Origin of the sequence: Streptomyces sp. NPDC048361, from assembly GCF_040651795.1 — a bacterium.
In the GTDB taxonomy this organism is placed as follows: Bacteria; Actinomycetota; Actinomycetes; order Streptomycetales; family Streptomycetaceae; genus Streptomyces.
On the sequence record NZ_JBEZKW010000097.1, the window covers coordinates 1 to 20511 of the forward strand.

A 20511-nucleotide genomic window follows, 5' to 3' on the forward strand; every position below is an offset into this window, starting at 1 on the left:
GGGGCGGTTGGCCGGGCGGGGGCCGCCCCGCCGGCAGCGCGCCGCGCGCCGGGTGCCCCGACACCGGGCGCGCGGCCTCTTGTGCTCCTGCCCGCTTCCCCTCCTGGTGGTCAGCGCGTGCCGACCGCCGCCCGCACCGCCCGCCGCGCCATCGCGCAGTCGTCGTGCAGCCTGCGCAGCAGCAGCCGCTGCTGCTCCCCGGCGCAGAGCACACCCTGCGGGGGTGTCTGCGCCGCGCTCGCCGGCGGGGCCTGCCGCATGGTGCGCTGCACCGCCGTCTCGTACGTCCGGATCTCCCGGGTCAGGACGAGCATCAGGTTCACCAGGAAGGCGTCCCTCGACGCGGGGCCCGCCGCCTGCGCGGCCTGGCTGATCCGCCGCCGCTCCATCGGGGCGTCGCCGAGGATCGCCCACAGCGTCGCCAGGTCGTACCCGGGCAGGTACCAGCCCGCGTGCTCCCAGTCGACGAGGACCGGCCCCGCCGGCGAGAGCAGGATGTTGGACAACAGCGCGTCCCCGTGCGAGAACTGCCAGTCCACCCGGCCGGCGAGCGCCAGACCGTGCACCAGTTTCTGCAGGTCACTCAGATCCCGGTCGGTGAAGAGGCCCAGCTCGTGGTAGCGGGAGATCCGCGTCCCGTAGTCCAGGGGCCGGCCGAACATCTCGGCCGGCGGCCGCCAGTCGTTGAGGTGCCGGATCGCGCCGAGGGCCGCCCTGACGTCGGCGCGCGGCGGAGCCTCCACGGGGTGGCGGGTCAGAGCCGCCGCACGGCCGGGCATCCGCTCGATCACCAGGGTGCAGTTGTCGGGGTCCGCGGCGATCAGCCTGGGCACCCGCACCGGTGGGCGGTGCCGGACGAACGCGCGGTATGCAGCTATTTCGTGCCGGAACCGCTCGGCCCACCCCAGCGAACGGTCCAGTAAACACTTGGCGACGGCCGTGGCGCGTCCTGTCGTGCCGACGATCAGTACGGAGCGTCCGCTGTGCCGCAGCACCTGCACCGCGTTGAACTCGGGACAGATGCGCTGCACCGAGGCGATCGCGATGCGCAGCTGGGACCCCTGGGGGCCGGACAGGTCGATTCTGCCGCTGAGCGGCTGGGTGCCGGTTCCCGGCCGGCGCGGCATCCGGCCGGCCCCGTAGGGCGACGGTGCGCCATGGGTCGGGTCGAGGTACGGTCCGCCACCCGCTCCCAGAGGTCGGTAGGGCCGGGGCGGCGTGGACACGGAGGACGATGCTGTGTACATGGGGGTGACAGATCCCTTCGTGTGCCGACAAGTTGCGTGCGCTACCCGTCCCGGTGGCCGAGCCGCACCCTGGGGAATGAGGTCCGGCCCCCGGGTCGGGGTGGCGCTCTCTTACCTGACACCCGGCCGCGGGTGGCACACCATCTGGCGTGCCCTGGCGAACCCTGGCGAATAGTCGCGCCGCATCTGACAGGGGATTACTGTCAACTCAGCCGAGAACCTGGGGGCTTGACGTGAGCGGACAACCCAACACCCGCCTGAACGACCTGTTCGGCCTCGCCGGATGGTCCAAGGGCGAACTCGCGCGGATGGTGAACCGGCAGGCGGCGGCCATGGGCCACCCGCAACTGGCCACCGACACCTCGCGGGTGCGGCGTTGGATCGACATGGGGGAGTCCCCGCGCGATCCGGTGCCCAGGGTGCTGGCGGCGCTGTTCACCGAGCGGCTCGGCCGTGTCGTGACCATCGAGGACCTCGGGTTCGACCGGCACGGGCGCGCTGGAAAGCGGAACGACGTCAGGAACATCAAGAATCCGGACGGCCTTCCGTGGGCGCCCGAACGGACGGCAGCGGTCCTCACCGAATTCACGGGAATGGACCTCATGCTCAACCGACGCGGTCTGGTGGGCGCGGGCGCCGCGCTCGCCTCCGGCTCCGTACTCAGCAGTGCCATGCACGACTGGCTGCACTCCGACCCCGTACTCGCGGCCGACGCCCCTCGCTTCGACGATCCCCTGCACGCCGATCCCGCCGGCTTCGACCGCTATGAGGCCGCCCCGGTGGGGTCGCAGGAGATCGACGCGCTGGAGCACTCCGTCGACATCTTCCGCGCCTGGGACGCCTCCCGCGGCGGCGGGCTCCAGCGCAAGGCGGTGGTCGGCCAGCTCAACGAGGTGGGCGGCATGCTCGCTTACCGCCACCCCGACCATCTCCAGCGGCGCCTGTGGGGCGTCGCCGCCAATCTGGCCGTGCTCGCCGGCTGGATGTCCCACGACGTCGGTCTTGAGCCGACGGCGCAGAAATACTTCGTCATCGCCGCGCACGCGGCCCGCGAGGGCGGCGACCGTCCGCGCGCCGGCGAGGCACTGTCGCGGGCGGCACGCCAGATGGTGCATCTGGGACGCCCCGGCGAAGCCCTCGACCTCATGAAGCTCGCCAAGTCCGGCTCGGGCGAGGAGACCCTGCCGCGCACCCGCGCCATGCTCCACACCATCGAGGCATGGGCCCAGGCGTCCATGGGGCGCGGTCAGGCCATGCGCCGCACCCTCGGCGAGGCGGAGGAGCTCTTCGTCTCCGACAAGGGCGATGTGCCGCCGCCCAGTTGGATGCAGATGTTCGACGAGGCGGACCTGCACGGCATGGAGGCCCTGGCCTTCCGTACGCTCGCCGACCACGATCCCTCGGCCGCCGTGATCGCGCAACACCACGCCAAGCAGGCTCTGGAGCTGCGTGTGGGCGGCCGGCAGCGCTCAAAGATCTTCGACTACATCTCGCTGGCCTCGGCCTGCTTCATCGCCGACGACCCGGAACAGGCGGACCGCTACGCACGCCTGGCGCTGGTGTCGATGGGGGAGACCTCCTCGCACCGCACCTGGGACCGGCTGCGCGAAATGTACCGGCTCACCGGACAGTTCGCGGGCCACGGCAAGATCCAGGATCTGCGGGAGGAGATCGCGCTCGCGCTGCCCCAGGCACCGTCGAAGCGGAGCCGGGTGGCGGATGTCTAGAAGGGGTTGTACGTGACCACGTACAACACCTAGAACCCCAACGCCTGGGCCAATCGGCCGACCTGATGGAGCGTCAGGACCCGATGCGGGCCACCAGTACGCAGGCGTCGTCCGCACGCTCGTGCTCGCCGAACTCCTCGACGATCATCCGTACGCAGTCCTGGGCAGTGCGGCCACCGTCGAAGAGCGGGGCCAGTGCGAGCAGCCGGCGCCGGTGTGCCTCGTCGGGCGTGCCCTGCCGGGTCAGTCCGTCGGTGTGCAGGACCAGCAGGTCACCGGCGTGCAGGGTGATCTCGGCCTGGCCGTAGGAGGCGCCGTGGGTGGCGCCGAGGAGCACCCCGTCCGGTGCTCCGAGCGCGCGCCCCGTCCCGTCGCGGAACAGCAGCGGGGCGGGGTGGCCGGCCCGGGACCAGGAGAGTGTGCGGCCGGCGGGCTCGTAACGGCAGCAGACCGCGCTGCCCAGGGCGGGCTGCACGGTCGTCTCCAGAAGCTGGTTGAGGTGGCCCATCAGGGCGGCCGGGCCGATGCCCGCGACGGCCATGCCGCGCAGCGCGCCGAGCAGCATCGCCATGGCGCCGGTCGCCGTCACGCCGTGGCCCGTGAGGTCGCCGACGGTCAGTAACGAGGCGCCGTCCGGGAGTTGGAGCGCGTCGTACCAGTCGCCGCCGATCAGGGCGCTCGATGAGGACGGAAGGTAGTGGGCGGCGATGTCGAGGGCGCCCGGGCCGCCGTGCGGCAGGCGCAGTGAACCGCGCCAGGGCGGAAGCACGGCTTCCTGGAGCTCGACCGCGAGGCGGTGTTCGGTCTGGGCGATGTGGCGCTGGCGCCGCAGGCTGTCGCGGCTCTCCCGCACGGCGTGCTGCGTGCGCCGCAGCTCGCTCACATCGCGCAGGACGGCCCACATCGAGGCGGTGCAGCCCTCGGCGTCGAGCACCGGCTCGCCCATCATGTGGAGGGTGCGTACGTCACCGTCGGTCCGTACGATCCGGAACTCGCCGTCGATCGGCCTGCCGTCCACCAGGCAGCTGGTCACCATCGAGGTGAGGAGGGCCTGGTCGTCGTCGTGGACGACGGCGGGCAGTTCGTCGAGGGACATCCCGCCGCTCGCGGGGGGCCGGCCGAAGATCTCGAAGAGCTCCTCCGACCAGCTCACGGCGTCGGTCAGGAGGTTCCATTCGGCGCTGCCGACCCGGCTGAGCGGGGTGGCGGGGCCCGGCTCCGGGCGGAACGCGTTCTCGACGGCGAGCGCCGCCGCGTCCTCCTCCTCGGCGGTCAGCCCCTCGCGCAGCTGGTCCAAGTGCGAGCCCAGATCGTCGAGTTGGTGGACCGCCAGGTCGCACAGAGCGCGCTGCCAGCGGCCCTGCGGGTCGTCGTCGTCCACGAGCGCGTCGCGACGCACCGCGTCCACGCCTCCGCGCAGCCGGCGGGTCTGCGTGATCAGTGCGTCGACCGTGCCCCGCTCGGGTGGCTGAGGAGCGGGACGGTCCGCGAACAGATGGGACGGCATGAGGTTCTCCGATGCGGCCGCGGCAGAGCCTGGTCTGGCGAAGTGGACCGGTAACGACTGTTGCACAGGGAGCGATGCCCCGTAAGGGATTTGGCAACACTCGATACGGTGGTGCTCGTGACATATGCCAAGGGCGACCGGATTTGCCCGGCGTGAACGGGACCGGCCGCCGGGCATATGCAGAATGCGGGTCCGCGCCCGACCAACGGTGCACCGAGCCGCCGCAGCGCTCACGCACCCGCTCATCGCCGTGCTCACGCACCCGCTCATCGCCGTGCTCACGCACCCGCTCATCGCCGCGCCCACGCACCAGCTCATCGCCGCGCCAGAAGCACGAAGGCCGCCGCGCAGAGCACGGCCCCGGCGACGCCCGCCGCCGCCGAGCCGCACCAGACGACCAGCGAGGTGGCGGCCGCCCCGACCACCACCGCCCCGAGCCGCCCCGCCACCCAGCGGTCGGCCTGCTCCGCCTGCCCCTTGCCGAGCCGCCCCGCGAGCTTCATGAACGTCCCCGTGAAGTACGTGGTCGGGGTGCCCCACGTCCGGGCCTGCACGCCCATCGCGAAGGCGAGTACGACAAGCAGGACGAGTTGCGAGCCGAGCGCGTGCCCGAAGCCGAGCGCCCAGCCGCCCGCCGCGAGGGCGAGCAGCGCGGTCTCGGAGACGAGCAGCGGCCGGGGCGCCACGCGCCCCGAGGCGACGGCAGCCGCCGCGGCGCCGAGTGCGTACCCGGCGAGGGCGGTCAGGGCGCGCGGCACCACGTCACGGTCCCCCGCGCCCACCGACGCGCCGACCAGGACGAGGTTGCCGGTCATGACACCGGCGAACACTTTTCCCAGACAGAGGAAGGCGAACGCGTCGGTGGCCCCGGAGGCCGCCGAGAGCACGAGGAGGAAGAACTCGTCGGCGCGGTCGGCGGGCGGTGTGGTGATGGCGGTGCTCATCGGCGCATTCTCGTCTCCGCGGTGCGGGGAGCGCCGGGACGGCGCGCGTGTCACGGCACCGGGACGACCCCGTGGCACGTCCACGACAAGAGTCCACTACGGTCCCTGTGAGCACACCGGCCCGCGATGCGTCGTGGGCCTCACGGGAGGACGAGCATGAAGATCGACTGGGACCGGCGCACCTGCGCGCGCCGCGGCCATGTGACGTACGCGCCCCAGGAGGCCGTACTGCGTGACCGGTTGCGCGCCGAGACCGGTCTGGGTGAGGCGTGGCGCTGTCTGCGCTGCGGCGACTTCGCCCTCGGCGCACCGCACGGTTCGGGGCCGGCCCGCGAGGCGCCGCTGGTACCGCGCGGCAAGGTGCTGCGCGACCTGTTCATCCTGCGCTTCCTCGCCGTCGAGCGAGCCGTGCGCGGCCTGTTCATCGTCCTTGTGGCGATCGCCGTGTGGAAGTTCAGCAACAGCCAGGACGCGGTGCGCCGGTTCTTCGACGAGTATCTCGACGTCTTCCGGCCGGTCTTCCGCCACTTCCACTACGACCTAGACCACTCGCCGGTCGTCGGCACCATCCAGAAGACCTTCGACTACAAGCACTCCACCCTGGTGATCGTCGCGGTGGCCCTGCTCGTGTACGCGCTGATCGAGATCGTCGAGGGCGTCGGCCTGTGGCGTGCCAAGCGCTGGGCGGAGTACCTCACGGTCGTCGCGACGGCGATGTTCCTGCCGCTGGAGATCTACGAACTCACCGAGAAGATCAGCTGGGTGAAGATCGCCACGCTGACCATCAACATCCTCGCCGTCCTCTACATCCTGCTCGCCAAGCGCCTGTTCGGGCTGCGGGGCGGACACGCGGCCTTCGAGGCGGAGCGCCAGAGCGCCTCGCTGATCGAGGTGGAGACCACGGCGGGCGTCGCGGCGCACCACTGAGGCATACCCGCCGCTCGCGGGGTACAGATACACGACAGCGGCGGCCCAACCGCCGCACCGAACGTCCTTGGGGGATGACACACCATGAACGCACCACGTTCCACGGCCGCCGCCGCGAAGAGCGGCCCCGGGCCGCTGCGCCGGGCGGCCGTCCTGCTCGCCCTGGTCCTCGGCACCGCGCTCGTGGCCGGCCCGGTGACGGCCGAGGCCGCGCCCCGCACCACGCTTGCCTCCGCGACGGCCCAGCAGACCGTATCCGTACGGGAATCGGGCCAGGCGGCTCAGGCGGCGGCGCGGGCCGGGCAGCACACCGTCGCGGCCAAGTCCGACGTCCTGGCGTCGAAGAAGTCCAAGAAGCCCAAGAAAAAGAAGAGCGGCTTCTTCAAGAAGGCCGGGATCGTCCTGCTGGTCCTCGTGATCCTCTTCATCGCGCTCGCCATCTTCGTGATCTGGTTCATCGTGAGCCGGCTGCGCAGGCGCCGCGACCGGCACTGAGCGCCAGGGAGCGGCTGGCGGATCATGGCCGGGGGCGGGGCGTCCGGCACACCGGACACTCCCTAGGCGCCGGGCCCTCCTCGGCGCATCCGCTGCCCGACCGCCCCGCCGTCCGTCTCCCACCAGGGCCGTACGAGTTCCGCGTCACCGGGTTCCTCCGGCCGCCCCCGCACGGGGGCGGCCGGAGCCAGTTCGGCGTCCAGGCGACGGTCGAGCACCACGCGCTGGGCGCGGTCGGCGCGCGACCACTGCACCAGGAGGGCGAGCAGGAACGGCAGCGACACCAGCTCGGCGATGCTGACCATCGCGCCACCACCGAGCTGCTGGTCCCGCTGGACGTCGGGCGCCCAGGCGGGCGAGTGGTGCAGGTACCAGGCACCCGCGATCAGCGTGCTGTGGGTCATCACGACGATGCCGGGCACCGCGTCGATCAGGCCGTCGAGGAAGACGAGCGCGGCCCGCACCGGATGCGTGCACCAGGCCGGCAGCGCCTCCTCGCGGGTGAGCACCGGCAGCACGAACAGGCTCCCGGTGAGCAGCAGTTGGAGATACATCAGCTCGTGCAGCGCGCCGTGGCGCAGCGCCGTCTCGAAGTACGGCGTGAAGTAGATGCACAGCTCGGAGGCGAGCACCAGGGCGCTGCTGACCAGCGGGAAGGTGAGAAAGCGCACCAGGCGTCCGCTCAGCGCGCCGCGGAGCCGGCCCGCGCCGCGCTCGGGCAGCGCCCGCATGCCGAGGCTCAGCGGATCGCCGAGCGCGAGGCCGAGCGGCGCGACCAGGTCGAGCAGCACGTTCTGGACGGCCGCCGGCCAGAACAGCTCGGTGTCGTACACCGCGAGCGCCGACATGGTGGCGACGGCGAGCGAGCCGAGGCCGAGGACGGCGAACGCGGCGATGCGCGCGGCCGGCCAGCTCTCACCGCGCCCGCGCAGCCGCAGCACGCCCCAGCCGTACAGCGCGGCCAGGACGACGATCAGCAGCAGCGCCGCGGCGTCCGGCCGCCACACCGACAGCAGGCGTCCCCCGGTCAGCTCGGGCAGCGTGCCGGCCGCTCCGACGATCGGCGCCATCGTGGACATCAGGGTCGCTCCTCACCGCCCGTGACGTACGACGGGCCGCACACACGCTAGCCCCGCCGGCCTCCATCCCCAGCACCGGCCCCGGGCGCGCTCGGCCGAAGGGATGGAATCGGCCGAAGAACGTGTAGACGTCATAGGTGCCTGAGGCATGTAGTGGGGATCGGCACGACGGATCCCTTCGCTTGCGAGGTCTCCATGACAGGCAGCACCACCGGCGTCACCACGGACCACACCGCCACCGACGGCGACAGCGTCGCCTTTCCCCAGGACCGCAGCTGTCCCTATCACCCGCCCACCGCATATCAGCCGCTGCGCGACGAGCGGCCGCTCGCCCGCGTCCGCCTCTACGACGGCCGGACCGTGTGGATGGTCACCGGGCTCGCCGAGGCCCGGGCCCTGCTCGCCGACCCCCGGCTCTCGACCGACCGCGAGAACGAGGCCTTTCCTTCGCCGACGGCCCGGTTCGCGGGCGTCGCGCGGCGCAGGACCGCGCTGCTCGGCGTGGACGACCCCGTCCACGCCACCCAGCGCCGGATGCTGATCCCCAGCTTCACCCTCAAGCGGACCGCCTCCCTGCGGCCGCAGATCCAGCAGACCGTCGACACCCTGCTCGACCGCATGATCGCGCGGGGAGCGCCGGCCGACCTCGTCGGCGCCTTCGCGCTGCCGGTGCCGTCGATGGTGATCTGCGCCCTGCTCGGCGTCCCCTACGAGGACCACGAGTTCTTCGAGGGCCAGTCCCGCAAGCTGCTGCGCGGGCCGGAGTCCACCGACATCGAGGCGGCCCGCGACGCCCTCGAGGAGTACTTCCTCCGGCTGATCGAGCACAAGCGGAAGGAACGCGGCGACGGCCTGCTCGATGAACTCATCGAACAGCGCCTGAACGAAGGCACCCTGAACGAGCGGGAGTTGGTGGATTTCGCCGTCATCCTGCTGGTCGCAGGCCACGAGACCACCGCCAACATGATCTCGCTCGGCACCTTCACCCTCCTCCAGCACCCCGAGCAGCTCGCCGAACTGCGCTCCGACGCGGAGCTGATGCCGGCCGCGGTCGAGGAACTGCTCCGCTTCCTCTCGATTGCCGACGGCATGCTGCGGGTGGCCCTCGACGACATCGAGATCGGCGGACAGACCATCCGGGCCGACGACGGCGTCGTCTTCTCGACCTCGGTGATCAACCGGGACAGCGCCAGCTACGAGGAGCCCGACCGGATCGACTGGCACCGCACAAGCCGGCACCACGTGGCGTTCGGCTTCGGCGTCCACCAGTGCCTCGGCCAGAACCTGGCCCGGGCCGAGATGGAGATCGCGCTGCGCTCGCTCTTCGCGAGGCTGCCGGGGCTGCGCCTCGCGGTGCCCGCCGACGAGATCCCGTTCAAGCCCGGTGACACCATTCAGGGAATGGTCGAACTGCCCGTCGCCTGGTAGCGGGCGGCGCAAGCGACGGAAAGGACAAGGAGCCGCACATGCGGATCGGCATCGACAAGGACGTCTGTATCGGCGCGGGACAGTGCGCGCTGACCGCCCCCGGCGTCTTCACCCAGGACGACGACGGGTTCAGCGAGCTGCTGCCCGGCCGCGAGGACGGCGCGGGCGACCCACTGGTCCGCGAAGCCGCCCGGGCCTGCCCGGTCGGCGCCATCGCCGTGCACGACCGGTGACGCCAACTGGTTCCGGTCAGTCTCCGGGGCCGGTTACTCCACTGGTTCCGGTCAGTTTCCGGGGCCGGTGACCCCACTGGTTCCGGTCAGTCTCCGAGGCCGGTGACCAGACGCTGCACGGCCGGCGCGTAGAGATCCGCCAGCTGCTCGGGCGTGGCGCGTTCCCCGGCGCCCGGCCGGTGCAGACTGAGCGTCGCGCCGAGGCCCAGCAGCAGACCGGCGATCAACTCGGCCCTCAACTCACCGTCCTCACCGTGCAGTTGACCGGCCAGCCGGGACGTGACCTGCTCGCGGAACCGCTCCCGCAGCAGGGTGCGTTCGTCCACGTTGCCCAGCGAGAAGACCGCGCGCAGCAGCGGATCGCCCTGGTCCTCGCGCCGCATCCGCACCATCGTCAGGACCATGTGCCGCCCGAGGCCCTCCAGCGGCGCCGCGAACAGCGCGTCGGCGGCGGGCCCGAAGTCGGCGACCGTGTGGAAGAGCCGCTCCTTGCTGCCGAACCGCTTCACGATGAGCGAGGGGCTCACCCCCGCGTCGGCCGCGATCGAACGCATCGTGACCTCCGCGTACGGGCGCAGCGTGAACGCCCGCCGGGCCGCCCGCCGGATCGCGTCCCTGCCCGTCTCCGGATCGCCGCCGGCGCCCTGCTGGCCCGTCATGCGCTCTCCTCGGCCGTCGTGCGTCCCGTCGCCCCCTCGGCGCGGTCCGGCCCGACGGTACCGCCGGTGGGGGCCGCGCCGCCCGGCAGGCACAGCGTGGCGACGAGCGCGGCGAGGGCCGCGCCGGCGGCGATCAGGAACACCAGGAGGTAGGCGTGGAGGGTGGGGGCCGTCTCGCCGCCGGCCTGGAAGGTGATGTTGGCCAGGACCGCGGCGACCACCGCGCTGCAGCAGGCCTGACCGACCGAGCGCATCAGGGTGTTGAGTCCGTTGGCGGCGCCGGTCTCGCTGACTGGGACCGCGCGCATCACCAGGGCCGGCAGCGCCGAGTAGGCGATCGCGGTGCCGCAGGCCACCACCGTGGCCCCCGCGATGATCATGGGCATGCTGTGGCTGGTGAAGAAGCGCACCCCGTAGCCCACCGCCATGACGGCGGCGGCGATGGCGAGCGCGGCCTTCGGACCGTACGTGGCCGAGATCTTCGCCGAGACCGGCGAGAGCGCCACCATCGCGAGGCCGCCCGGAAGCAGACAGAGCCCGCTGACCACGATGGAGGCGCCGAGGCCGTACCCGGTGGACTTGGGCTCCTGCACCATCTGCGCGGTGACCAGCGAATTGGCGTAGAAGGCGAAGCCGATCAGGAGCGCCGCCACATTGGTGAGCAGTACCGCGGGCCGTGCCGAGACCCGCAGATCCACCAGCGGGGAGCGCGTACGCAGCTCGTACGCGCCCCACAGCGGCCAGATCACCACGGCCGCGCCGAGCAGGGCGAGGGTGCGCGGCGAGGTCCAGCCCCAGTCGGCACCCTGGGTGATGGCGAGCAGCACGGCGACGAGCGCCGCCGACAGGCCGAGCGCGCCCACCGCGTCGAACCGGCCGCGGGAGCGCAGCGGCGACTCGGGGACGCACCACAGCACCAGGGCGATGTCGAGCAGTCCGAGTACGGCCGAGGCCCAGAACATGGTGTGCCAGTCGAAGTGCTCGACGACCAGGGCCGCGACCGGCAGCCCCACGGCGGCGCCGATGCCGAGCGTCGAACTCATCAGGGCGACCGAGGAGAGCACCTTCGCCGGAGGCAGCTCGTCCCGCATGATGCTGATGCCCAGCGGAATCACCGCGAGCGCCGCCCCCTGAAGGGCGCGGCCGGCGATCAGCACGCCGATGTGGGAGCTGATCGCGCACATCACTGAGCCGGCCGTGAGCACACCGAGCGAGATGATCAGCAGCCGCCGCTTGCCGTACATGTCGCCGGCGCGGCCGAGTACCGGGGTGAAGACCGCCCCGGTCAGCAGCGTGATGGTGACCAGCCAGCTCGCGGCGGCCGGGGTGCTGCCGGTGAGGGCGGGCACATGCGGCAGGAGCGGCACCACCAGCGTCTGCATGACGGCCACGACCACGCCGCAGAATGCCAGGACCCCGACGAAGAACCGGGGGCGCGGCGGGTCGGCGGGCACGGGTATCGCTGGGGTCATGACTCTCCGTACGAGGGAACGCGGACAACGCGGACAGGGGTGCACAGATGTTCACCCCCAGGGTAAACGCCTGTGCACCCCTTGGTGCCCACCCGGGCGGACCTTCCTGTCCGCTCCCCGGGATCAGCTCCGCGCGGCGGGCTCGGGCAGCGGCACCCCGGCGCAGCCGGTGTCCTTCGGGGGCAGGGCGCCCGTCAGGAGGTACTCCTCCACCCGGTTGTCCACGCACGCGTTGCCGTGCTGGAACTGGCCGTGGTCGCCGTCGTCCACCGTGATCAGACGCGACCCGGCGAGCGCCCGGTGGACGCGCAGCGCGCCCTCGTAGTAGGTCGCCGGGTCGTGCGTCGCGTTGAGCATCAGGATGGGCGGCAGCCCCTTGCCGGTCACCTCGATGTGCGGCGCCTTCGACCGCGGCCAGTTCGCGCAGATGCCGGCGAACGTCAACTCCCTTGCTCCGGCGAGGGGGTTGACGCGGGTCGCATCGGCGCTCCGGTCCACCCAGTACTGACGGTCGCGCTTCCATGGCCCGTCGCCGCAGGTCACCGCGGAGAAGTCGGCGAAATAGCCGGCGCTCATGACCGGGTACATCTGCGCCGCGGCGGCCTTCTTCGCTTGTGCCGACGCGCTCTCGGGATGCTCCAGGAGGCCCATCAGCGAGGCGAGGGCGGGGAACCCCCGGTCCGCGCTGTAGAGCGCGTCCGTCGCGGCGGCATCCAGATGGTTGGGCGTGACGACGGTGCCTTCGAGGTCGAGGGGGTGGTCGTGCAGCGCGGCCCGCAGCCGCTCGTAGGATGCCTCGGCCCCGGCGGGCGTACGGCCCTGGTGGTACGTCGCGTCGTTCTCGGCGAGCCACGGCAGGAAGTCCTGCTCGTAGCGGCGCTGGAAACTCGCCGGCTGCCCCGTCATGTACGCCTGCCAGCCGTGCGTGAAGTCCACGGTGCTGTCCAGGACGACGCGCTCGACGCGGCGCGGGAACCCGGTCGCGTAGTAGGCCCCGAGGACGGTGGCGTAGGACGGCCCGTAGTAGGAGATCCTGTCCACGCCGAGCAGCGCCCGGTAGAGGTCCATGTCGTGCACGGCCTGGTCGCTCGTGATGTACGGAAGCAGCCCGCCGGACCGGCGCTCGCAGTCCGCCACGAAGGCGCGGACCCGGTCGAAGGTGGCGTCGATCGCCCGGTCCGAGCGGTCCCTGAGGTCACCATGGGAGAAGAACGCGTCGACCGTGTCCTGGTCCGAGCAGACCACGTTGGTGCTCGCCCCGACCCCGCGCTGGTCGAAGCTGACGACGTCGTACGCCGCCGCGAGCTTCGGGCTCAGGCCGGTCAGGGTGGCCGGCCGCTTCAGCCCCGACGAGCCGGGACCGCCCGCCGCCATCATCAGCACGCCGCGCCGCTTGCCCGGGTCGGTGGCCCGGTGGCGCGACACCTCGATGCTGAGGCTCGGCCCGGCGCCGGGGTGGTACCAGTCCCGTGGTACGGCCATGGTCGCGCACTCCAGCGTGCCGGAGAAACACGGCTGCCAGTCGAGGTGCTGGAGGCGGTAGCGGTCGGGCACGGGCGGGGCGGCGCCCCGGTCGGCGGCGCTCGCCATCGCGCCCGGCAGGGCCGTCGCGGCGAGCACGCCGCACGCGAGGGCGGCGGCCCAGCGGGCCGGTTTCCTGAACAACTGCATGATGTTCGCTCCCCGTTGGGATCGCTCCCCTTGCGGTGCATCGGTCTCCAGGATCGTCCCGTGCCACCGCTCTCCCCATCGATCCCGCCACCCCCCGGATCGGGGTGGCACGAATGCCACCCCCGGGGGTGGCACGGATGTGACCATGTGGTCGGCCGACTACCGCTGCCTGCAAGGGAAGTGACTCGATGGAGATCGCCACGGCGACGGCGGACATCGCCTGCCGTGCGCGTGTGCCCGTGGCCAGGGTGTGGGTCGAGGCCGAAGCCGCTCTGCAGGCCCGGGCCGTCAAGGCCAACCAGCATGCCCTGAACACGGTCCGGGCCGGCATCGCGGAAGACGCCGGCCGCACGGCCACCGCGGACCGGACCCGCCAAGCGGCCTGGACGGCGCCGGATCCGCTAGGAGGCCTGGGCGGCGCTGAGCGTGTTCCAGAACATCGATTCGTACCGTTGGAGCAGCCGCCCGTAGTGCGCCCCGCTGCCCACGCCCTCGCCGTGTGCGTCGTCGGAGCCCGCGGCGACGGCCGCCACTGCCTGCTGTTCGAGCTCCGGGGCCGGACCCGCGAAGAAGTCGAAGAAGCCGCACGCCTCGTCGGTGAAGCCGTACCGGGTGCGCAGTGCGGCCGCCATCCGGGCGCAGTAGCCGCCCCAGGCCGCGAAGTTGGCGGTCAGGGCCAGCGCCACGCTCGGGGGCTCGCCGTTCAGGGCCAGCCAGGCCACATAGGCGGGGTAGGCCTGGCAGCCCGCGCGTGGCAGGTACTGACCGATGTCCTGCGGGGTGAGCCCGCAGGCGCTCTCGTACGCCCCGAGCCGTTCCAGCGCGAGGCTCTCGCCCACGGCGAGCGAGTCGAAGAACGCCGCGCACGGCGTGCCCCTGCCCGAACGTTCGGCGAGGTGCAGGAAGGCGCGGCGGTCGGAGACGATGATGTGGCGCTGCTCAAGGGCGAGCCCCGCAAGGGCCGAGCGCGGCGCACTGCCGGTCTCGACCAGGGGCACGAGCCGGTTGTCGTCCGGGGAGGGGGCGAGCGCGGCGGACGTCGCCGCGATGATGTCCTTGGCCGTACGCGTCTGACGAGTCATGCGGGACCCTCCACGCCGAGCTGCCGGTGCGATCTCCACCAGCGTCTCACGCGGGCCCGCTCGCGCACGGCCGAGCAGGGGCCAGGTCTCGTGCGGCGGCGCGGCCCGTCCCTCAGACGGCGGCCGGGGCGCGGCTCCTGCGGCGACGGTCCCGGGTTCTGTCGCGCTGCGGCCACAGCAGTACGTACGCCGTCGACACGATCACGAACCCCAGCCGGATCAGCCCGCGCGCCGCGTCGTCCGCCACCACGAACACGCTCCCGTACAGGGTCAGCAGGGCGAGCCAGCTCCACCATGGCACCAGCCTGCGCTGCCCGATCACATCCCACAGGAGCGTGCCGAGCAGGACCGACGCCGTGTAGTACGTGTACACGCTGGGGTCGAGGACGATCCGCGCGTTGGCGCCGAGCAGCACCACCGCCGCCCACCGCCCGCGCCACACCGCGACGGCCCCCAGGAGCAGGCCGAGGAGCGCCTGGGCCGGGCGGTCCCAGCCCGGTGTCTCGGCGTCGGCGACACCGAGCCAGCGCAGCGCGGACGCCGGCTGGTTGGGTATCGCGAAACCGGCGGCCGACATCGAGTGCGGATTGCTGAGGAAGAACGGCGCCCAGGCCACCGCGACCACCGCCGCACACCACAGCCCGGCCCGCAGCCACTGGTGCCGGGGCAGTGCGAAGAGCAGCGCGGCGAACGTCACCGCCGTCGGCTTCGAGTCCATGGCGAGCGCGAGCCACACCCCCGTGCCGATCGCGCTGCCCCGCGTCACCGAGCGGACCGCGAGCGCCGTGCAGAACAGGGCGAGCACGTCGTCGAGGTGCCCGAACCGCACCGACACCTCGATCCACATGGGGATGAAGGCGGCACCCGCGATGAGCACGCGCCGGCGCAGGCGTTGGTGGTTGGTGCCGGTCCCCAGGAAGTACCAGGCCGCGCTGCGACCGGCGATGACCACGATCACCAGGCCCAGCACCGACATCAGGAGCGCCGCGAGGAACTGCCCGGTCCGCTCGGGAAAGGGGTTGAACAGGCCCGCCGTCAGAAAGCTGACCGGGCCCATCTGGAGCTCGGGGTGGTGGGCGTAGAGGTTGAGCCCTCCGGTGCCGTCGCCCGACGGTCCCTGGTAGATGAGCTCGCCGCCGGCCCGCAGATAGTGCCAGGAGAAGCCGCCCTTGGGCTCCACCAGCGCGAACCAGAGCGCGGTCCATGCGGAGAGCAGGATCAGATGCATCCTCTGACTGATGGCCGGCACGTGCGTTCAGCTCCTGTTTCCCTGCCCGATGCGAATGGCGTTCCGTGGCGGGCGCGGGGGCCCCGGGGAAAGATGTCATGCGGCCCCGGTCCGTTCTCACAGCGGGGCCACATGTGCTGCTCGCCACACCGCGCGGCCCGTCGGCCCCGACGCCCTCTGGCCGTTACCTCTCACTCAGAGATAAAATGGCTCCATGACCGCCGAGGAGGCACCACCGCTCGACGACTCGTTCGCGGACGTACTCGCGGGCGTGCAGCGGCTCATCAGGCGACGGCTGCGGGGCGGCCTGAGCGCGCCCCGGCTGCGCGGCGCCCACGTCGAGTTGCTCCGCCTGGTCGCCGACCGCCCCGGCATCGGCGTATCGGCCGCGGCCAAGGAGCTGCATCTGGCGGGTAATTCGGTCTCCACGCTCGTCAACCAGCTGGTGCGGGACGGCTACATGCGGCGCGAGACCGATCCGGGCGACCGCCGCTCGGCCCGGCTGTACGCGACGCCCGCCGCCCTCGGCCGGCTGGGCGACTGGCAGCGCCGCCGCGCCGCGCTGGTACGGGACCAGGTGGCGCGCCTGGACGCCGCCGACCGGGCCGCGCTGGCCGCCGCGCTCCCGGCGCTGCGCCGGCTCGCCGACAACCTGCACGAGGAGGCGGAGGGACCATGAGCGACGACGCGGTGAGGGGCGAGGCGGTGAGGGGCGAGGCGCTGAGGGGCGGCAAGGGTCCGGGCGGCCCGGTGGTCGGGGGCGACGGGACGGCGGACCGCGAGGCGGTGCGCTGTGAGGGGCTCGCCTACGCCTTCGGCGGGACCCGGGCGGTCGACGGGCTCGACCTGGCCGTCGAGGCGGGCGAGGTCTTCGGGCTGCTCGGCCCGAACGGCGCGGGCAAGACCACCGCGATCCGCTGCATCACCACCCTGCTGCCCGTGCCGCCGGGCCACGTCCGCGTCTTCGGTCACGACGCCGCCAGAGAGCCGATGGCGGTACGCCGGCTCCTCGGCTACGTACCGCAGCAGCTGTCGGCCGACGCCGGCCTTACCGGGCGCGAGAACGTGGCGCTGTTCGCCCGGGTCTTCGACGTGCCGCGCAGGGAACGCGCCCGCCGCGTCGAGCAGGCCCTGTACGCCGTCGACCTCACCGAGGCCGCCGACCGCATGGCCAAGACCTACTCGGGCGGCATGATCCGCCGCCTCGAACTCGCCCAGGCCCTGGTCAGCGCGCCCCGGCTGCTCATGCTCGACGAGCCGACGATCGGTCTCGACCCGATTGCCCGCACCAGCGTGTGGGAGCACATCAACGCGGTGCGCCGGGCCACCGGCATGACGGTCCTCGTGACCACCCACCACATGGACGAGGCCGACCAGTACTGCGACCGCCTCGCACTGATGCACCGCGGCAGGATACGAGCCCTCGGCACCCCCGACGGCCTCAAGGCCGAGCTGCGCGAGCGCCTCGGGACCGCGCCCGACGTCCCGCCGCCCACCCTGGAGGACGTCTTCCGCGACGTCGCCGGCAGCGGCCTCGACACCCAGGGAGGTGACTTCCGCGATGTCCGCAGCACCCGCCGCACCGCAGCCCGCCTCGGCTGACCCCGGCGCCGCCGCCCTCGACGCCGACGGGAAACTGGACCTGCTCCTGACCCCGCCGCGCCCCCGCACCGGATGGCGCGTGCTGCCCGCCCGCGTCGCCGCCCTGTGCACGGTCGAACTGCAAAAGCTCCGCCACGACCGCGCCGAGCTCTACACCCGGGCCGTCCAGCCGGCCCTCTGGCTGCTGATCTTCGGAGAGACCTTCACCCGCATCAAGGCGATCCCCACCGACGGCATCCCCTACATCGACTACCTGGCGCCCGGCATCATCGCCCAGTCCGCCATGTTCATCGCCATCTTCTACGGCATCATGATCATCTGGGAGCGGGACTCGGGCATCCTCACCAAGCTCCTCGTCACCCCCACCCCACGCGCCGCGCTCATCACCGGCAAGGCCTTCGCGGCCGGGGTCAAGGCGCTGATCCAGGCCGTCGTGGTCATCGTCATCGCCGCGCTGCTGGGCGTGGCCCTCACCTGGAACCCGCTGCGGCTGCTCGGTGTCGGCGTCGCCGTGATCCTCGGCTCCGCGTTCTTCTCCTGCCTGTCCATGACCATCGCCGGGATCGTGCTGACCCGCGACCGCCTGATGGGCATCGGGCAGGCCATCACCATGCCGCTGTTCTTCGGCTCCAGCGCCCTCTACCCGGTGTCGATCATGCCGGGCTGGCTCCAGGCCGTCAGCAAGGCCAACCCGCTCAGCTACCAGGTCGACGCCTTGCGCGGACTGCTGCTCGGCACCCACGCCCACCTCGCCCTCGACTACGGGGTACTGGCGGTCGCGGCCGCGCTCGGCATCCTCGCGGCCTCCTCGCTCCTGGGCAGGCTGGCCCGCTGAGCACGCGGCCCCCGTGATCCCATGGCCCCCATGACCGAGAACAACGAGTACCTCCTGGACAACCGGCGCACCGAGGCGGGCGAGCGTTTCGACGCGCTCGCCGAACTCTTCGACGCCTCGACCTTCCGCCACTTCGACGCCCTCGGCCTGCGTCCGGGTCACCACGTCTGGGAGGTGGGCGCGGGCGGCGCGTCCGTGCCGCGCCGCCTCGCCGAACGGGTCGGCCCCCAGGGGCGGGTGCTCGCCACCGACCTCGACACCGGATGGCTGGCCGGCGCCGAACTCCCGCCCCAGGCCGAGGTCGCCCGCCACGACGTGGGCCGGGACCAAACGCCGGCGGGTGGCTTCGACTTCGTCCACGCCCGCCTGGTCCTGGTCCACGTCGCCGACCGGGCCCGCGCCCTCGCCACCATGGCCGGCGCGCTGCGCCCCGGCGGCGTCCTGCTGATCGAGGACGCCGACCCCGCGCTCCAGCCGTTGCTCTGCCTCGACGAGTACGGCCCCGAACAGGAACGCGCCAACCGCCTGCGCCGGGGCTTTCGCGAACTCCTCGCGGAGCGCGGCGCCGACCTGTCCTACGGCCGCAAACTCCCGCGTCTGCTCAGGGAGTTGGGCCTGGAACACGTCGAGGCCGACGCGTACTTCCCCGTGACCTCACCCGCAGGCGCCGTCCTCGAAGCCGCGACCGTGCGCCAGGTCAGGGACCAGCTCGTCGACCGGGGCCTCGCCGACGACGAGGAGATCGAGCGTCACCTGGCGAGCGTCGCGGCCGGCCGCCTCGACCTGGCGACCTCGCCGATGATCTCCGCCTGGGGCCGCCGCCCGGCCTGACCGGAGGGGCTTGATGGGACGGGCCCGACTGAACGGCCCGGCCCGAACCGGGCTGATGGGACGGGCTGATTGGACAGGCTGGCCGGGCGGTCCTGGCGTGGCGGTCCTCAGGCCGCCGAGTCGTAGGTGTAGTAGCGGGTGTGGTCGAGCAGGTCCGCCGGGGTCACGTCGTTCCAGGGGCGCATCGTCTCGCGCAGGTCCACCACATCGCGCGTGCCCGCCGCCGGCAGATAGGGCGAGCCCGGGTGGCGGGCCTGCCATCGCGCCCAGAGCAGATCCACGAACGCGTGGTGGAGCCAGAACACCGGGTCGTTGGGCGAGGCTCCCGTCGCCATGTTGCCGCCCACCCAGACGTGGACGCGATTGTGCAGATTGACGCCGCGCCATCCCTCCAGATGGTTGCGGAAGCCGTCGGACGCACTGTTCCACGGAGCCATGTCGTACGTCGGCATCGCGAGCACACCGTCGACCTCGGCCCGGGTCGGCAGCCCGGCGGCCGAGGAGCCGAGGGCCCGGCGCAGATAAGTGCGGCCGTCCACGCGGGCGTTGAGGGACCAGCCGCCCGCGCCGTGCGCGAAGGGCCCGTCCATCACCTGGCCGTCCCGGGCGCGCCCGGTGCCGCCGAGGAAGTCGGCCGCCCACAGGGAGGAGCTGGGTGTGCGGTCGGCCGTCCAGTCCCAGTAGGGCACGGTGACGGAGGGGTCGACCGACTGCAGGGCCTGTTCGAACTCGATGAGGAATCTGCGGTGCCAGGGCAGGAACGAGGGCGACCGGTGGCCGACCCGGTCGCCCGTGTCGGTGTCGCTCATGATGAAGGAGTTGTGGGTGCGGACGAAGGCGTCGTACCTTCCGTCGCGCTTGAGCTGAAGCAGCGCGTCGACGAGACGGCGCTTCTCGGCGGCGGTGAGATCCGCCTGGTTCCTGCGAACGGCCATGGTGGTGCTCCTGGTTGAGCCGGCGTACGGGGCGGAAGTGGAGGTGGGGTGCGAGCGTGGGCGCGGGTCAGACGAGCGGTACGAGGGCGGCGCCCTGGAGCTCCACCGCGGCGGCGCGGGCGAGCGTGAGGGGCGTGGGGGAGGGCTCGTAGTGGTTGACGACGCTGATCCAGGTGCCGTCGGCGTTCCGCATCACGTGCAGTTCCTCGCCGTCTATCCGCACGGTGTAGCCGCCGTCGTGGTGCATGTGCCCGGCGCCGGGCACACCCTGGATCCGGCGTCCCAGGAACACCTCGTCGAACGGCTCGGGCGCGCCGTGAGGGGCGTCGTCGACGGCGCGGCCGGACGCGGCGGGAGTGGTGGGGATGGCGTGCGCCGTGCCCGCGAGGGTGAGTCCCGCGAGCGCGCCGGCGGTGACGCCGATGGCCCGGCGACGGGTGGGCCGAGAGGGTGCGGACGGTTGTGGCATGACAGACCCCTTGCATACGTGGCGAGTTGACGGACCGTCCGGCGCCGGGCCCCGCGCCGGACGGCCCTCTCCAAGCCAACCCGCCGGGGCCGCATGCGAGAAGCGGAGCGGAACGGGTTGGCCGCGATGCGGAAGATAGG

The 20511-nt window shown here is 72.4% G+C and carries 20 protein-coding genes; 9 read left to right on the forward strand and 11 right to left on the reverse strand.

Annotated elements, in window-relative coordinates:
* Nucleotides 1–110: 110 nt before the first annotated feature.
* Entirely contained in the window at nt 111–1247 is a 1137-nt protein-coding gene (locus AB0D31_RS32895) for an aminoglycoside phosphotransferase family protein (protein ID WP_362730017.1), read from the reverse strand.
* A 233-nt stretch (nt 1248–1480) separates the two neighbouring features.
* Between AB0D31_RS32895 and AB0D31_RS32900 the strand changes: the two genes are divergently transcribed.
* Nucleotides 1481–2974 carry a hypothetical protein gene (locus tag AB0D31_RS32900; RefSeq protein WP_362730020.1) on the forward strand — a complete coding sequence of 498 codons (1494 nt, stop codon included), beginning with the start codon at nt 1481–1483 and terminating at the stop codon, nt 2972–2974.
* A gap of 73 nt (nt 2975–3047) precedes the next feature.
* Here the strand turns inward: AB0D31_RS32900 and AB0D31_RS32905 are convergent, their stop codons facing one another.
* Complete coding sequence (locus AB0D31_RS32905; RefSeq protein ID WP_362730023.1) at nt 3048–4481, reverse strand: SpoIIE family protein phosphatase; 1434 nt, start codon at nt 4479–4481, stop codon at nt 3048–3050.
* Between the two features lie 314 nt (nt 4482–4795).
* Nucleotides 4796–5425, reverse strand: a complete 630-nt coding sequence (locus tag AB0D31_RS32910; RefSeq protein ID WP_362730026.1) for a YoaK family protein — start codon at nt 5423–5425, stop codon at nt 4796–4798.
* A 156-nt stretch (nt 5426–5581) separates the two neighbouring features.
* On the opposite strand from AB0D31_RS32910, the gene AB0D31_RS32915 reads away from it, so the two are divergent.
* Together AB0D31_RS32915 and AB0D31_RS32920 are read left to right on the forward strand one after the other, a co-directional pair.
* The gene (locus tag AB0D31_RS32915; protein WP_362730029.1) at nt 5582–6352 is read left to right on the forward strand and encodes a DUF2127 domain-containing protein; all 771 of its coding nucleotides are present in this window, start codon (nt 5582–5584) and stop codon (nt 6350–6352) included.
* An 84-nt stretch (nt 6353–6436) separates the two neighbouring features.
* Nucleotides 6437–6847 (forward strand): hypothetical protein, encoded by a 411-nt coding sequence (locus AB0D31_RS32920; RefSeq protein WP_362730031.1) that lies wholly within the window; start codon nt 6437–6439, stop codon nt 6845–6847.
* Nucleotides 6848–6909: 62 nt separating this feature from the next.
* Here the strand turns inward: AB0D31_RS32920 and AB0D31_RS32925 are convergent, their stop codons facing one another.
* Nucleotides 6910–7917 (reverse strand): cytochrome c oxidase assembly protein, encoded by a 1008-nt coding sequence (locus tag AB0D31_RS32925; RefSeq protein ID WP_362730067.1) that lies wholly within the window; start codon nt 7915–7917, stop codon nt 6910–6912.
* A gap of 204 nt (nt 7918–8121) precedes the next feature.
* On the opposite strand from AB0D31_RS32925, the gene AB0D31_RS32930 reads away from it, so the two are divergent.
* Entirely contained in the window at nt 8122–9354 is a 1233-nt protein-coding gene (locus AB0D31_RS32930; protein ID WP_362730034.1) for a cytochrome P450, read from the forward strand.
* 38 nt (nt 9355–9392) lie between these two features.
* A complete protein-coding gene (locus tag AB0D31_RS32935; protein WP_362730037.1) occupies nt 9393–9587 on the forward strand; it encodes a ferredoxin in 195 nt (64 codons plus the stop codon).
* 86 nt (nt 9588–9673) lie between these two features.
* Here AB0D31_RS32935 and AB0D31_RS32940 read toward each other — a convergent pair whose 3' ends face one another.
* The 5 genes from AB0D31_RS32940 to AB0D31_RS32960 form a co-directional block, all read right to left on the reverse strand.
* Nucleotides 9674–10246: a TetR family transcriptional regulator gene (locus tag AB0D31_RS32940; protein WP_362730040.1), complete on the reverse strand. Its 573-nt coding sequence runs from the start codon at nt 10244–10246 to the stop codon at nt 9674–9676.
* Nucleotides 10243–11718, reverse strand: a complete 1476-nt coding sequence (locus AB0D31_RS32945) for an MFS transporter (protein ID WP_362730043.1) — start codon at nt 11716–11718, stop codon at nt 10243–10245. The genes AB0D31_RS32940 and AB0D31_RS32945 overlap by 4 nt, the downstream gene beginning before the upstream one ends.
* A 123-nt stretch (nt 11719–11841) precedes the next feature.
* Nucleotides 11842–13389, reverse strand: coding sequence for an alpha/beta hydrolase (locus tag AB0D31_RS32950; protein ID WP_362730046.1), 1548 nt, complete (start codon nt 13387–13389; stop codon nt 11842–11844).
* A gap of 401 nt (nt 13390–13790) precedes the next feature.
* On the reverse strand, nt 13791–14471 hold the full coding sequence (locus AB0D31_RS32955; RefSeq protein WP_362730048.1) for a transcriptional regulator: 681 nt from the start codon (nt 14469–14471) through the stop codon (nt 13791–13793).
* A gap of 112 nt (nt 14472–14583) precedes the next feature.
* Nucleotides 14584–15699 (reverse strand): hypothetical protein, encoded by a 1116-nt coding sequence (locus AB0D31_RS32960; protein WP_362730070.1) that lies wholly within the window; start codon nt 15697–15699, stop codon nt 14584–14586.
* A gap of 214 nt (nt 15700–15913) precedes the next feature.
* On the opposite strand from AB0D31_RS32960, the gene AB0D31_RS32965 reads away from it, so the two are divergent.
* Genes AB0D31_RS32965 through AB0D31_RS32980 form a run of 4 tightly spaced genes read left to right on the forward strand, consistent with a single transcriptional unit; the run spans nt 15914 to nt 18967 of the window.
* Nucleotides 15914–16378, forward strand: a complete 465-nt coding sequence (locus AB0D31_RS32965; RefSeq protein WP_362730050.1) for a MarR family transcriptional regulator — start codon at nt 15914–15916, stop codon at nt 16376–16378.
* Complete coding sequence (locus tag AB0D31_RS32970) at nt 16375–17301, forward strand: ATP-binding cassette domain-containing protein (RefSeq protein WP_362730053.1); 927 nt, start codon at nt 16375–16377, stop codon at nt 17299–17301. Before AB0D31_RS32965 ends, AB0D31_RS32970 begins: the two co-directional genes overlap by 4 nt.
* Complete coding sequence (locus AB0D31_RS32975; protein WP_362730055.1) at nt 17261–18136, forward strand: ABC transporter permease; 876 nt, start codon at nt 17261–17263, stop codon at nt 18134–18136. Before AB0D31_RS32970 ends, AB0D31_RS32975 begins: the two co-directional genes overlap by 41 nt.
* A 30-nt stretch (nt 18137–18166) precedes the next feature.
* A complete protein-coding gene (locus tag AB0D31_RS32980) occupies nt 18167–18967 on the forward strand; it encodes a methyltransferase domain-containing protein (RefSeq protein ID WP_362730058.1) in 801 nt (266 codons plus the stop codon).
* A 107-nt stretch (nt 18968–19074) separates the two neighbouring features.
* Here AB0D31_RS32980 and AB0D31_RS32985 read toward each other — a convergent pair whose 3' ends face one another.
* Both AB0D31_RS32985 and AB0D31_RS32990 read right to left on the reverse strand, forming a co-directional pair.
* Complete coding sequence (locus tag AB0D31_RS32985) at nt 19075–19902, reverse strand: tyrosinase family protein (protein WP_362730061.1); 828 nt, start codon at nt 19900–19902, stop codon at nt 19075–19077.
* Between the two features lie 67 nt (nt 19903–19969).
* Complete coding sequence (locus tag AB0D31_RS32990) at nt 19970–20371, reverse strand: tyrosinase cofactor (RefSeq protein ID WP_362730064.1); 402 nt, start codon at nt 20369–20371, stop codon at nt 19970–19972.
* Nucleotides 20372–20511: the final 140 nt, after the last annotated feature.

Coding starts and splice junctions, on each gene's coding strand:
- AB0D31_RS32895 (WP_362730017.1), bottom strand. CDS start 1,247: ATGTACACAGCATCGTCCTCCGTGTCCACGCCGCCCCGGCCCTACCGA.
- AB0D31_RS32905 (WP_362730023.1), bottom strand. CDS start 4,481: ATGCCGTCCCATCTGTTCGCGGACCGTCCCGCTCCTCAGCCACCCGAG.
- AB0D31_RS32910 (WP_362730026.1), bottom strand. CDS start 5,425: ATGAGCACCGCCATCACCACACCGCCCGCCGACCGCGCCGACGAGTTC.
- AB0D31_RS32915 (WP_362730029.1), top strand. CDS start 5,582: ATGAAGATCGACTGGGACCGGCGCACCTGCGCGCGCCGCGGCCATGTG.
- AB0D31_RS32920 (WP_362730031.1), top strand. CDS start 6,437: ATGAACGCACCACGTTCCACGGCCGCCGCCGCGAAGAGCGGCCCCGGG.
- AB0D31_RS32925 (WP_362730067.1), bottom strand. CDS start 7,917: ATGGCGCCGATCGTCGGAGCGGCCGGCACGCTGCCCGAGCTGACCGGG.
- AB0D31_RS32930 (WP_362730034.1), top strand. CDS start 8,122: ATGACAGGCAGCACCACCGGCGTCACCACGGACCACACCGCCACCGAC.
- AB0D31_RS32935 (WP_362730037.1), top strand. CDS start 9,393: ATGCGGATCGGCATCGACAAGGACGTCTGTATCGGCGCGGGACAGTGC.
- AB0D31_RS32940 (WP_362730040.1), bottom strand. CDS start 10,246: ATGACGGGCCAGCAGGGCGCCGGCGGCGATCCGGAGACGGGCAGGGAC.
- AB0D31_RS32945 (WP_362730043.1), bottom strand. CDS start 11,718: ATGACCCCAGCGATACCCGTGCCCGCCGACCCGCCGCGCCCCCGGTTC.
- AB0D31_RS32950 (WP_362730046.1), bottom strand. CDS start 13,389: ATGCAGTTGTTCAGGAAACCGGCCCGCTGGGCCGCCGCCCTCGCGTGC.
- AB0D31_RS32955 (WP_362730048.1), bottom strand. CDS start 14,471: ATGACTCGTCAGACGCGTACGGCCAAGGACATCATCGCGGCGACGTCC.
- AB0D31_RS32960 (WP_362730070.1), bottom strand. CDS start 15,699: ATGCATCTGATCCTGCTCTCCGCATGGACCGCGCTCTGGTTCGCGCTG.
- AB0D31_RS32965 (WP_362730050.1), top strand. CDS start 15,914: ATGACCGCCGAGGAGGCACCACCGCTCGACGACTCGTTCGCGGACGTA.
- AB0D31_RS32970 (WP_362730053.1), top strand. CDS start 16,375: ATGAGCGACGACGCGGTGAGGGGCGAGGCGGTGAGGGGCGAGGCGCTG.
- AB0D31_RS32975 (WP_362730055.1), top strand. CDS start 17,261: ATGTCCGCAGCACCCGCCGCACCGCAGCCCGCCTCGGCTGACCCCGGC.
- AB0D31_RS32980 (WP_362730058.1), top strand. CDS start 18,167: ATGACCGAGAACAACGAGTACCTCCTGGACAACCGGCGCACCGAGGCG.
- AB0D31_RS32985 (WP_362730061.1), bottom strand. CDS start 19,902: ATGGCCGTTCGCAGGAACCAGGCGGATCTCACCGCCGCCGAGAAGCGC.
- AB0D31_RS32990 (WP_362730064.1), bottom strand. CDS start 20,371: ATGCCACAACCGTCCGCACCCTCTCGGCCCACCCGTCGCCGGGCCATC.